This is a genomic window from Flagellimonas sp. MMG031, from assembly GCF_040112705.1.
Lineage (GTDB): Bacteria > Bacteroidota > Bacteroidia > Flavobacteriales > Flavobacteriaceae > Flagellimonas.
On record NZ_CP157804.1, the window covers coordinates 1,979,832 to 1,992,538 of the forward strand.

The following is a 12,707-nucleotide window of genomic DNA, read 5'->3' on the forward strand; positions in this document are numbered from 1 at the left end:
CTATTGATTTGAACAAAGAACTACAACAAATTGCAAACGAAGTGGAGGGGCTTTCCGAAAAATTATCGGCCCTGAAGCAGGAGATTGGGAAGGTGATCATTGGTCAGGAAGAGACCGTTTCACAGCTGTTGATTACCTTTTTGGCAGGTGGACATGCCTTGCTGGAAGGTGTTCCGGGATTGGCAAAGACCTTGATGATACGGACCCTTTCGGATGCGATTGACCTAAAATTCAAAAGGATTCAGTTTACCCCGGATTTGATGCCATCCGATATTATCGGTACCGAGATACTGGAGGAAGACCACAGTACGGGCAAAAAATTCTTCAAGTTTAATAAAGGCCCTATCTTTTCCAATATCATATTGGCGGATGAGATCAACAGGACCCCTCCCAAAACGCAGGCAGCACTTTTGGAGGCCATGCAGGAGTTTGAGGTGACCTACGGCGATAAAACCTATAAACTGGACAGGCCGTTTTTCATTTTGGCCACCCAAAACCCGATTGAGCAATCAGGGACCTTTGTATTGCCAGAGGCACAACAAGATAGGTTTCTGTTATACATTAAAATTGGCTACCCGACGGATAAAGAAGAAACCGAGATTTTAAAGGCAACCACCGGAACCAAAAAGGCACAATTGAACAAGGTGTTGTCAGGAGAGGACATCATCCGATTACAACAGTTGGTGCGGGAAGTCTCCATCAGCGATGGTCTGATTCAATATGTGAGCGATGTGATACGCGCCACCCGGCCCGACACCACATCAGTCGACTACGTAAAAAAATGGGTGGATTGGGGTGCAGGTCCGCGCGCAGGTCAGGCCATGATCTTGACCGCCAAGGCCAATGCCCTCTTAAATGGAAAATTGGCCGTAACTCTGGAGGACCTACAAACCGTTGCCTTACCCGTGTTGAGACACAGGGTACTGGTCAATTTTAGGGCAGAGGCAGAAGGTACCACTTCGGATACGGTGACCCAGGAAATACTTAAAACCGTTCAAGTTAAGGATAACTAATGGCAACAAGGGACTACCACGACCTTTTAAAACCGGATGTGATCAATACGGTATCGGGCCTCAGCCTGATTTCGCGTATTGTGGTGGAAGGTTTTACCTCCGGTCTGCACCGTAGCAAGAGCGTGGGTCCTGGCATGGAGTTCAGTCAATATCGGGGTTATGAACCCGGTGATGACCTACGATTGCTCGATTGGAAAATGTTGGCCAGATCGGGACGATATTACATCAAACAGTCCGAAGTGGATAGCCATGTAGCCGTTAAGTTTATCGTGGATGCCAGTGATTCCATGGCACACGAGGAGAACGGCATTTCCAAACTGGAATTTGCGCGCGTCATGATCGCCTGTCTTTCCCATTTGGCACAAAAGCAAGGTGATTCCGTGGGACTCTTTGCCCTTAACGAAGATGATTTTGTAAGCATTTATCCCAAAGCGGACAGAAAACACTTTAACAGATTATTGTTGGAGCTGTTGAAGATTTCCACCAAAGGAAAGTGGCCGCAGTTTTCAATTGCCTCAAGAAAAATCCATAATCGGGGCGAAAAGGAACTTGTTTTCTTCCTGACCGATATGTACGAAGATGTTTCCGAGCTCTCCGATTTTGTAAAGAACCTGAAAACCGCACACAACGAGGTCGTGGTAATTCAAATTATGACAGGTGCGGAAATGGATTTCGATTACAAAAAATCCGTCACTTTTGAAGACTTGGAAACCGGAACCAAGGTCAAGGTAGATGTAAACAAGGCCAAAGCTGGGTATTTGAAGGCATTGGACAACAAAATAGGGCAAACCAAGGAGCAATTGCTCTCACAAGGGGTACATTATCATCTGTTTCGGATGGATGATGATTTGGGTGATGCCCTCCAATTATTTTTAAAGGAACGAATTCGGTTGGTGTAAATGGTTTTTGCGAATCCAACATATCTCTGGGCACTTTTGGGACTTTTGGTCCCTTTGGCCATTCATTTGTGGAGCAAAAAGGAGGCAAAGACCATCAAAATCGGAAGTGTTCAGTTGTTGGACGAATCAAATTCACGCCAATCCAGCAGCATTCAATTGAACGAATGGTTGCTCCTGCTGTTACGTATGCTGATTTTGGCACTTATCGTACTGTTGATGGCTTGCCCACAATGGCGTACCAAGGGCAATCAACAACAGGTTACCTATTTGGTGGAGCCTTCGCTGGCCAACGAGCCCACTTTGGCCACCATTTTGGATAGTTTACAAGAAGATGCCTCCGTAAGGTTGTTTGCCAACGGATTTCCGGAATGGGATTTGGATACGGATTACCGAGCGGAACAGGAGACTCCCAACTATTGGCAATTGGCACAACGATTGGATTCCTTGCGTTCGGATAGTTTGGTCGTATTCACTAAAGCATTGGCCAAGGGCATCAAATCCAAACGACCGAACACTCAAAAGAACATCCAATGGGTAGTCACCGAAGGTGAGGAAATTCTTGACCGTCCCCTCATTGCCCTCAAAAACACCGAGGCTGTTCAACTTGTTTCGATTTCCAGCAATAGCATGAGAACCCGCATCAATAAGGAAATGATTAAAGATGGATACCAACTAACAAGGGCAGGAGATAGTTTGCAACTTGGAGAAGGAGCAAATACCATCGTTCCGCTACATAAAATGGATACCCTTCTAATCAATCTGCAAGTGGATGAGGGTTTTGAAAGGGAAGAAAAGTACCTTGAAGCCTCTTTTCGTGCATTGTCCGCCTATTTGGGGCAGCCTATCAAAGTTATGAAGGACAGCTCAAGCGAAAGTACCGATTTACAGGTATGGTTGAGTGAAAAGTCCTTGACAACAAGCGAAGGGAAATGGTTGATTCTGAAACCGGACGTGATGGCAAAACAGTTGATCGAGCCCGGACCTACAAAAAACATTTTTCATTTAACCTCCCGTTTAAATCCCAAGAATACGGTGGAGCAGCGATTCACGGAACAATTGTTGGGTATTTTGGGCGTGAACAAGGAGGTTGAAAGTCTTGCCAAAAATATGGACAGACGTCAGATGGAAGAAGCCTCTTTAAAGCCCAATTATGTGGCGCCCAAACGAAAAAGGGAACGCGCCACTTTAGTGGATATTTCACTTTGGGTATTTGGTCTAGTGGCGGGATTGATGCTGGCAGAACGATTGATTTCAAAGTATAGAAAACAGTGAACGGAGCAGCCCACATAAAACAGTTTCAGAAACGTTGGCAACAATTGCTGTATGCCGAGGCACTGTTATATGCCGTTGGTTTTGGAGGGATGATGTACCTGTTTACCCACAACATGGGATATGGTATCCTAAGCCTTTTGGTGGCCCTGGTTGTTTCCGTATGGATCAAAAGACCTTGGAAAATAAATGAAGCAAGGGCTGTCAACTATATTGATGCCCACTTGCCACAGGCTGGATATAGCAGTGGACTATTATTGGTGTCTGCCCAAGAGCTTTCAGACCTATCAAAATTACAGCAGTACCGCGTTTCCGCCCAGTTAGAACCTGTTTTACCCAAGACACGGCCACCTCAAAAACTATTCAAGGCGGCATTGGTCATGTTCGGACTGGTGCTTATCGGACTGATGGCCAATACCCTCTGGACATCCTTGAATCCATTTTCGAGTAATGGTTCATCCAATCAGGACGTTATTACTTTCGCTCCGAAGGATAGTTTATCATCATCCATCAAAATCCCTGAGCTCACCGATACGAAAGTGACCGTTCAATACCCATCCTATACCAAAAAACCAACCATACAGACTTCTTTACCCAACATCAAAGCGGTGCAAGGTTCCAGGATCACATGGCATCTCGAATTTGATGTCGAAGTACAAAAGGTTCAAATGGACCTGATGGGAGAGCATTTTGATTTTGTCAAAGTGCAAAACCAATACCGATTGACCAAGCCCTTGGAAGCTTCGGGCTTTTATAGCTTCACTTTTACCGATGGTGACGCAAACGATTATGTAAGCGACCTGTATTCCATGGAAATGGTCAGCGACGAACCACCCTTGGTACAGCTGGAGGGATTGGACTATTACAGCTATTTTGAGTTTGAGGACGATAAGCGGTTGATGTTCAATGCTAATATTTCCGATGATTTTGGAGTTGAGGATGCCTACATCATCGCCACGGTCAGTAAGGGTTCGGGAGAGTCCGTAAAGTTTAGGGAGGAGTCCGTTCGCTTTGATCAAACTATCCCAAAAGGAGGTAAGTTGGTGCAATTGCGACAACAACTGGATTTGAATGCCCTCAACATGGACCCGGGGGATGAACTCTATTTTTATGTGGAGGCCCTGGACCAAAAATCACCAACACCCAATGTGGCGCGTAGCGAAACCTACTTTGCGGTGATTCGGGATACGGTCACGGATATGTTTGCGGTGGAAGGAAACTTGGGAGTGGACTTGATGCCCGATTATTTTAGGAGTCAGCGCCAACTCATAATTGATACTGAAAAACTGATTTCCGAACGTGGTAAAATTTCCGAAAAAGATTTCAAGTTCAGGAGCAACGAACTTGGTTTTGATCAAAAACAATTGCGCTTAAAGTACGGACAATTTATGGGCGACGAGACCGAAATGCAATCCGCCCCTGGGCAAGTATCGCCTGAAGCCGGTGAGGCAGACCATGACCACGACCACGAGGGTGGGGAAGAGGACCTGCTGGATGCATATAGCCACAAACATGACAGCGATAACGAGCACAACCTGGTGGTGGAAGACGATCACGATCATGGCACCGAGGAAGAGAAAGAAGACCCTTTGCACGAATACGTGCACGACCATGGTGACCCTGAAGCATCCACACTTTTTGAAAAATCCCTCAAAGCGAAGCTTCGGGATGCCTTGACCATAATGTGGGATGCGGAATTGTACCTCAGATTGTATGAGCCGGAAAAATCCTTGCCCTATCAATACGATGCCTTGGAGATTATTCAGGACATTAAGAACAGTGCCCGAATCTATGTCCACCGAATCGGTTTTGATCCTCCACCGATCAAGGAGGAGAATCGACTTAGTGGTGATATCGAGGGGATTACCAACGTTACCAAAGAGGAAGGATTTGATTACGAAATGTCCTTTGCTGCCACTCGTGAAGCCATATATCGTTTGGAACTCCTCATTCAAAGTGAAACAAATTTTAGCGAAACCGATGCCGCCCTTTTTGAAGAGGCAGGAAATGAACTGGCCCAAAAAGCCATCGCCGAACCCCTTACATATGTTAAAGTGCTACAAGGACTTCGGGATTTACAAAAGGCTCCGGATAGGACCAGAGAAAGCTATATGGAAGTGCAACGAAAATTATTGTCGGTGTTGCCCGAAGTGGATGATAACCCTTTCAAAAGAACGGTATACCCTGATGAAATCAATCAACTGTACCTAAAGGAACTGGAGGCGTATGAGTGATGGAGTGCAGTTGTTGAACCAAAACATCTTATGGCCTGTGGTGTTGATCGCGCTATTGTTGTTGACGGTATTTGTTTGGAAGGAATGGGAACAACGGAATGGGAAACGTTTTTGGGTAAAATCGGTGTTGGGGTTAATGGCCGTGGCATCTTTGGCCATGATAATATGGCGTCCCGCCACCTTTCAGGAAGAAACCAAGGGCAAAGCCATTATTCTGACCAAAGGATACCGTACCGCCCAATTGGACAGTTTACGATCTATCTACAAGCGGATTCCGATGGAAAATTATTCCCCTGGAAAAACCTTATCCATTTTGGAGGAAGCTGATTCGTTATTCTTGTTGGGGCAGGGATTGGAGACCTACGACCTTTGGCAGCTCAACGATGCCACCATATCCTTTTTGGGAGCGGAACCCCTTATGGGATGGACTAAAATTTCTCATCATACCAACATTCCCCTTGGCGAACAGTTTTCCTTGTTCGCACAATATGCCCAACCAACCGAAGGACATTGGGCCATTTTAGCGGATAATGGAGGTAATCCATTGGATTCCGTAGTTTTTGGAAAGGCGGAGCAGCAAACGGTCCGATTGTCTGCCACTACAAAGGCAAGCGGCACATTTGTGTACCAACTGTGGGAAAAAGATGGTGATGGCAAAGTACTTTCAAAAGAGCCAATTCCCATACATGTGGAAAAAGGTACATCATTGCGCATTTTGATGGTCAATACCTTTCCAACTTTTGAAACCAAATACCTCAAAAACTTTTTGGCGGAGAACGGCCATGAACTACAGGTCAGGACCCAGCTCACCAAGGGCAAATACAAATTTGAATACTTTAACGGAGCATCCGAAGCAGTATATGGATTTACCATGGACCAGCTAGAGAAATACGACCTTTTGATTCTGGATACCGATACTTACACAGGTCTTTCCAATGTTGCAAAAAGAGCCATTGAAGCATCTGCACGTGTAAATGGTCTCGGAATTTTTGTCCAGCCCAATGAGCGTATGTTCCGATTGTCCAAAAATCGTTTTCCATTGGGATTTGAACGCGATGGAAGGACTGAAATCTCCTTGGAACAATCAGGTGTAACACTGGCAACATATCCTTATCAATTTGAAACAGGTGTCAGACAACAGCCAATAGCAATCGATTCCACCATAATAGCCGGCTACGTGCCCATGGAAAAAGGGAAATTGGGCAGTACGGTGCTGCAAAACACCTATCAATTGGTGTTGGAGGGTCATGAAGGGATTTACGCAAGCATTTGGACCCAAATACTCAATGGAATTGCCAAACCGCAAGAATCCGAAATGGCTTTTGAGGCATTGACCCCCATCCCAAAGGTAGATGAACCATTTTTGTTTAAAATTCGAACCCTTGAGGAAAACCCTCAATTGGAGAATTCGGATGGAAGGCCTATTGCGTTACAGCAAGATGCGAGTCTTCCGTCAAAATGGTCAGGCACCCAATATCCTAGAAAAATAGGTTGGAATCAAGTTCGGTCCGGAAAGGATAGTACGGTCGTGTTTTCCTATTACGTTTTTGATAAAGATCGATGGTCGTCTGTTGCTACGGCACATACCATCCGAGCCAACAAGCGTAAATTTGGAACGGACAACCGTTTTAGGGGCAAGTCAGCTTCCTCCAATGGGAGCTTGCAACCTATTTCTCCGCTATGGTTTTACGTTTTACTTCTTTTGTGTTTGGGTTGGCTATGGTTGGAGCCCAAATTGGTGTCGTAGAGCGACACATTTTTATAAATTATTTTTCCAACTCGGGAGATAACCTGTTCAAAATCCTATCAATGGATTGGATTACCTGAGAAATACGTGTGGTTCCCCCCGAATAGTTATCCTTGTTCAAGATTAGATTGTTTCTTGCTACAGATGACCTATCAAATATGTTAGGATCATTTACTATGACGTACTGTCTGAACTTAAAATCCTCAATGGAAAGTTCTTTCAACAAAGGTTTCCAATCATTTAGAAATGCATACTCTACATCAATTATGGCTCGGCTTACCTGTTCCACTTCGTTTTCGTAATAATTACTCAATAGCCTACGGAGTTTATCATCGGATACTTTATCTAGGCCATTCGATTTTAAGGTTTCGTACGAATTTGTTATGGCTGCGAACCGTTCAAACTGTAGAATATCGCCCAACCAAAATTTCAAACTGTCAGGATACTGTTCCTGTTCATGTTCCAAGATTTTAGTAATCGACGAAATGGCTTTTTCAAATTTCTATGGACCTTTTTCAAATCCATTTTATCTACTTCCAGGTTTTCGCGAATTTGTGCTAGCATCTCCTGTTCAAATGAACGGCTCTTTCTATTTTCGTTCCAATTGTTTACCTGTAGGGCAATCAATATGCCTATTACTACCAGAATGATTTCGCCAATAGCGTACTTTAGGTATTTTCCAAGGTTTCCTTCTGAAACCAACTGTTTTCTGATTCTTCTAAAGAGGGCAAACATACTTCTATCGGTATCTCCAACTGGTTAAATCGGCACCTTGTGGTGCGCTTTCCGCAATGCGCTTCATGATTTTGGGCACATACATGGAATTGTACCGCAAACGGCTGATGGCGTTCGGCAGTTCTGGGTCGCCGTTCCAGCAATGTTCGGCACGGTCGCCGTACAACACTTCGCCTTCATAATAGGGCTCTGTGGTACTTTCCAAAAAGTCTTCCATCAAATAAACGGCATTGTTCAAATAGTAGTTGTCCATATCCCCGCAATAAATATGGATCTTGCCCCGCAGTTTTGGGCCCAATTTGTCCCAATCCCGTTCCAGAATGTGCCGCAGATCGTAGTTTTCTTTCCAGTATTCGGCGACCTCGTGGTCAATGTCTCCCGTCATTTTGTCCCAAATGCGCACAGGATAGCCATCATCACCCTGTGGGGAATAGGTCGCTTCCCAAATATCCCATTGTTGTCCCGATCGGGATTTATCGCCCAAAACCAATTCCAGATGGTTTCCCTGTCGTAAATTGGATTGGATATCGCCCAAATAATTTCTGTGGGAGGGAACTTCCAATTGCTTGTGCTCGGAATCGTAATAATAAGCATTATCGTCTTCGTAAATATTGGTAAGGCAGTAGGCCCTAAAATCGATGGGGTCTGGACAGGCAGCAAAGCAGCCGTTATACTCATCCGGATATTTCACCTGCACGGCCAAGGCTTCCCATCCTCCGGTAGAACCTCCGTACAGGAATCGGGACCAACCTTCACCCATTCCCCTGAACTCTTTTTCGATATATGGGATGAGTTCATAGGTAATAGCGTCGCCATAGGGGCCTTGACTGGCTGAATTTACCGCATACGAATCGTCGTAATAGGGGGTAGGGTGCTGGATTTCTATGATGAGGAAACGCGGAAAATCCGGTTCGTTCCATCTTTTGTAAAAATCGTAGGCTTCTTGTTGCTGAATGATGTTGTACCCCTCCAAGTCAAACCGTTCTGAATATTCGGGTTCCAAATTGGGGTCGGGCGGAGTAGTCCGGAAACCTCCAAAATCGCTCGGAAAATGCCCGTGAAACACCATCAATGGGTATTTGGCCTCGGGATGTTCTTCAAACCCTTTTGGCAACAATACGTGGGCCCCCAAATACATGTCCCTCCCATAGAATTCGGAGAGCTTTTCCGACTTGATTTTAATATGCTTGATCCACTCGGTATCCTCGGGCTCGGGGATAGGAGGGATGACTTGATCCAAGGTTACGGAAACATTGTCGATGCCATTTTCACCTACTGTTATTTTGAAAGGTGTACTGTACAGATTGCCGGGAGAGGTATTCCAATGTTGCCCCTCGCCATTGTCCATAGGAAGTTTCACGGTATGGCCTGTGGACAGATTGAAGGTTTCATACACGTGTAGCAAGGCCTGTACATTGTATTCGCCAGGGGGAACATCCTTTAAACTAGGGTAGGGATATCCAAAAATGGATTCATCAAAAGTAATGGATGTCCCGGGTGCCATATTATCCACGTTCATCCCAAAAATGAGCTGGGTATTCAATCCATCATTGATTTGAAATCGGGGCTCCTTACTGTCATCAGTTGAAAGCATGAGCAATAATCGTCCATCTTTGTTCTCTGGACTAACGTTTTCATCGAAACTGACAGCAATATCAAATTTTGATTTTTCGGTCTGCGCGCAGGAAAACAACAAAATGGTGCAACAACAGATAAAAAGGGAAAGCTTGGTCATAACGGTTGGATTTTAGATAGTTAAGATAGTCCATTCCAACCGTAAAGAAAAAATCCCCGACATTTAAAATTTTAAACATCGGGGATCAAAACAAAATGGTTGGTTACATACGCTTACATTAGGGCGGCTTGCGCTGCAGCTACCCGTGCAATGGGTACCCTAAATGGGGAACAACTTACGTAGTTCATGCCCACTTTTTGGCAGAACGCAACCGAGCTGGGTTCACCACCATGTTCGCCACAGATACCTACTTTAAGATTGGATTTGGTCTTACGTCCCAATTGGGTTCCCATTTCCACCAATTGTCCGACACCTTCTTGATCCAATACTTCAAAAGGATCATGTTTTAGAATACCTTTTTCGAGATAGGTTGGGAGGAACTTTCCTGAGTCGTCCCTGGAGTATCCAAAAGTCATCTGGGTCAAATCGTTGGTTCCGAAGGAAAAGAAATCCGCATCTTCGGCGATCTTGTCGGCAATCAATGTGGCCCTTGGGGTTTCCATCATGGTACCTACGGAATACTCCACGGTATCCTTACGTTTTTTAAACACCTCCTCAGCGGTGGCGTCAATTATGGCTTTTTGTTGTTTGAACTCTTCCACAGTGCCTACCAGCGGAACCATAATTTCAGGTTTTACAATGATACCGTCTTTTTTCACTTTGAGCGCTGCTTCCAAGATGGCTTGGGTCTGCATTTCGGTGATTTCCGGATATGAAGTGCCCAATCGACAACCACGGTGTCCCATCATGGGGTTGAATTCTTCCAACTCGGCCACTTTGCTTTTTACGGCTGATAGCGAAATATGTAAATCTTCGGCCAATTCTTTTTGCGTAGCCAGTTGATGGGGTACAAACTCATGTAATGGGGGATCCAACAATCGAACGGTTACTGGATAGCCCTCCATGGCCCTAAAGATGCCTTCGAAGTCGCTGCGTTGCATGGGCAATAGTTCTTTTAAGGCCTGTCTGCGTCCTTTGACCGTGTCTGCCAAAATCATTTCGCGCATGGCCTTGATGCGGTCTACCTCAAAGAACATGTGCTCGGTACGGGTCAACCCAATACCTTTGGCACCGAAGTTCCTGGCAACCAAAGCATCTTTTGGAGTATCTGCATTGGTTCTAACGTCTAAAGTTGCGTAGGTATCGGATAGATTCATTAAGTCAGCGAACTCACCACTAAGTTCTGGTTCTTTGGTGGCTACTTTTCCCTCCAAAATATTACCTGTGGAACCATTGATGGAAATCCAATCTCCTTCGTGATATTCATGGTCTCCCACTTTTAGTGTTCTGTTCTTATAGTTGATTTTTAACGCTCCTGCTCCGGATACACAACATTTGCCCATTCCACGCGCAACAACGGCAGCGTGGGAGGTCATCCCACCGCGAGCGGTAACGATACCTTTGGCGATATGCATCCCTTCCACATCCTCTGGGGAGGTTTCGACCCGAACTAGAATACTGTTCTTGAACTTGGATGCTTCATCTGCAAAGAATACGATTTGACCCGTTGCAGCACCGGGAGAGGCGGGTAGCCCTTGTGCGATGACATCGGCCTCATTCAAAGCCTCAGGATCAAAGATTGGGTGTAGCAGTTCGTTGAGCTTATTGGGTTCAATGCGCTTGAGTGCTGTTTTTTCATCGATCAATCCCTCTTTGAGGAGATCCATGGCAATCTTTACCATGGCCGCCCCGGTTCGTTTACCGTTACGGGTCTGAAGAATCCAAAGTTTACCCTGCTGGATGGTAAATTCCATGTCCTGCATGTCTTGGTAATGGGTCTCCAATTTATTTTGATATTCGAAGAGTTCCTTGTAGATGTCAGGCATCAATTCTTCCAAGGAGGGATATTTTTCCTTGCGTTCCTCTTCTTCAATTTGGGCAAGTCTCGCCCAGCGTTGGGAACCAAGCAGGGTAATTTGCTGCGGTGTACGTACTCCGGCCACCACGTCTTCGCCTTGGGCATTGATCAAGTATTCGCCGTTGAACATATTTTCACCGGTTCCGGCATCCCTGGTAAAGCAAACCCCTGTTCCGGAATCTTCGCCCATATTACCAAATACCATGGCCTGTACGTTTACTGCGGTACCCCAATCTTCGGGATATCCGTTCATTTTACGGTAATAAATGGCTCGGTCACCGTTCCAGCTATCAAAAACAGCAAGAATGGCTCCCCAAAGCTGGTCCCATGGGTTGGTAGGGAAGGGTTTGCCAGTTCTTTTTTTGACGATGTCCTTAAAATCGTATACGAGATCTTGTAGGTCTTGTACGGTAAATTGGGTGTCCTGTTCGATTCTTCTCTTATCCTTTAGATGGTCGATAATCTCTTCAAAAGGATCCAAATCGTCCTTGGATTCTGGTTTAAGGCCCATGACCACACTGCTGTACATTTGGATGAATCGACGATAGGAGTCCCAGGCAAAACGCTCGTTGCCTGTCATTTTAATGACTCCTTTTATGGATTCATCGTTGAGTCCCAAGTTCAGCACGGTGTCCATCATGCCCGGCATGGAAACCCTAGCGCCAGAGCGTACCGAAATCAATAGTGGATTTTCATCATCTCCAAAAATGGCTCCCATAGTTTGCTCAATATTGGTAATGGCATCCCTTACCTCGGGTTCAATGCGCTTGATGACTGCTTCTTTTCCTTCCTCGTTGTATTGGGTGCATACTTCTGTGGTTATGGTAAAGCCAGGTGGCACGGGTATTCCTATTCGGCTCATTTCGGCAAGGTTGGCTCCCTTTCCTCCGAGCAGGTTCTTCATTTCGCGTCCACCATCGGCCTTTTTGTTGCCGAAGGAATAGACGCTGAGTTGATTTGCTGTGAGTGTTTCCATCTTTTTATCTATTAAGAGATTGATACATGCTAATTGTTCCTGTAAAATTACTGGCTAACCTATGCGCAGAATATGATATAAATCAGGATTTTGACCAAGAAGGGTTTGATAATGTGGTCTTTGAGTAGGTAAATTAAAAATGCGCCAAATTTTTGCGAAAATTTTATTCAAATGAGGTTGAAATACCATCAAAATATATTGGGAAACCAAAAAAAATAAAAAAATATGGGGTGTTTTTTCC

At 45.2% G+C, this 12,707-nt stretch carries 9 protein-coding genes; 5 read left to right on the forward strand and 4 right to left on the reverse strand.

What is annotated here, in order from left to right; all coding sequences use genetic code 11:
• The first annotated feature begins 8 nt into the window (after nt 1-8).
• The 5 genes from ABNE31_RS08905 to ABNE31_RS08925 are packed head-to-tail and all read left to right on the forward strand — an operon-like array spanning nt 9 to nt 7,162.
• Nucleotides 9-1,013: a MoxR family ATPase gene (locus ABNE31_RS08905; RefSeq protein WP_349350951.1), complete on the forward strand. Its 1,005-nt coding sequence runs from the start codon at nt 9-11 to the stop codon at nt 1,011-1,013.
• The gene (locus ABNE31_RS08910; RefSeq protein WP_349350952.1) at nt 1,013-1,912 is read left to right on the forward strand and encodes a DUF58 domain-containing protein; all 900 of its coding nucleotides are present in this window, start codon (nt 1,013-1,015) and stop codon (nt 1,910-1,912) included. Before ABNE31_RS08905 ends, ABNE31_RS08910 begins: the two co-directional genes overlap by 1 nt.
• Nucleotides 1,913-3,184 (forward strand): BatA domain-containing protein, encoded by a 1,272-nt coding sequence (locus ABNE31_RS08915; RefSeq protein ID WP_349350953.1) that lies wholly within the window; start codon nt 1,913-1,915, stop codon nt 3,182-3,184.
• Nucleotides 3,181-5,415, forward strand: coding sequence for a tryptophan-rich sensory protein (locus tag ABNE31_RS08920; protein WP_349350954.1), 2,235 nt, complete (start codon nt 3,181-3,183; stop codon nt 5,413-5,415). The genes ABNE31_RS08915 and ABNE31_RS08920 overlap by 4 nt, the downstream gene beginning before the upstream one ends.
• Nucleotides 5,408-7,162: a hypothetical protein gene (locus tag ABNE31_RS08925; protein ID WP_349350955.1), complete on the forward strand. Its 1,755-nt coding sequence runs from the start codon at nt 5,408-5,410 to the stop codon at nt 7,160-7,162. The genes ABNE31_RS08920 and ABNE31_RS08925 overlap by 8 nt, the downstream gene beginning before the upstream one ends.
• A gap of 19 nt (nt 7,163-7,181) precedes the next feature.
• On the opposite strand, the gene ABNE31_RS08930 is transcribed toward ABNE31_RS08925, so the two are convergent.
• The 4 genes from ABNE31_RS08930 to ppdK form a co-directional block, all read right to left on the reverse strand.
• On the reverse strand, nt 7,182-7,628 hold the full coding sequence (locus tag ABNE31_RS08930) for a hypothetical protein (protein WP_349350956.1): 447 nt from the start codon (nt 7,626-7,628) through the stop codon (nt 7,182-7,184).
• Nucleotides 7,592-7,897, reverse strand: coding sequence for a DUF6090 family protein (locus tag ABNE31_RS08935; RefSeq protein ID WP_349350957.1), 306 nt, complete (start codon nt 7,895-7,897; stop codon nt 7,592-7,594). Before ABNE31_RS08935 ends, ABNE31_RS08930 begins: the two co-directional genes overlap by 37 nt.
• A 4-nt stretch (nt 7,898-7,901) precedes the next feature.
• Nucleotides 7,902-9,632, reverse strand: coding sequence for an alpha/beta hydrolase-fold protein (locus ABNE31_RS08940; RefSeq protein ID WP_349350958.1), 1,731 nt, complete (start codon nt 9,630-9,632; stop codon nt 7,902-7,904).
• A 113-nt stretch (nt 9,633-9,745) separates the two neighbouring features.
• Complete coding sequence (gene ppdK, locus ABNE31_RS08945; RefSeq protein WP_349350959.1) at nt 9,746-12,466, reverse strand: pyruvate, phosphate dikinase; 2,721 nt, start codon at nt 12,464-12,466, stop codon at nt 9,746-9,748.
• Nucleotides 12,467-12,707: the final 241 nt, after the last annotated feature.

Excerpts from the sequence above, each read along its gene's own strand:
- ABNE31_RS08910 (WP_349350952.1), top strand. The coding sequence starts at position 1,013 with ATGGCAACAAGGGACTACCACGACCTTTTAAAACCGGATGTGATCAAT.
- ABNE31_RS08915 (WP_349350953.1), top strand. The coding sequence starts at position 1,913 with ATGGTTTTTGCGAATCCAACATATCTCTGGGCACTTTTGGGACTTTTG.
- ABNE31_RS08925 (WP_349350955.1), top strand. The coding sequence starts at position 5,408 with ATGAGTGATGGAGTGCAGTTGTTGAACCAAAACATCTTATGGCCTGTG.
- ABNE31_RS08935 (WP_349350957.1), bottom strand. The coding sequence starts at position 7,897 with ATGTTTGCCCTCTTTAGAAGAATCAGAAAACAGTTGGTTTCAGAAGGA.
- ABNE31_RS08940 (WP_349350958.1), bottom strand. The coding sequence starts at position 9,632 with ATGACCAAGCTTTCCCTTTTTATCTGTTGTTGCACCATTTTGTTGTTT.
- ppdK (WP_349350959.1), bottom strand. The coding sequence starts at position 12,466 with ATGGAAACACTCACAGCAAATCAACTCAGCGTCTATTCCTTCGGCAAC.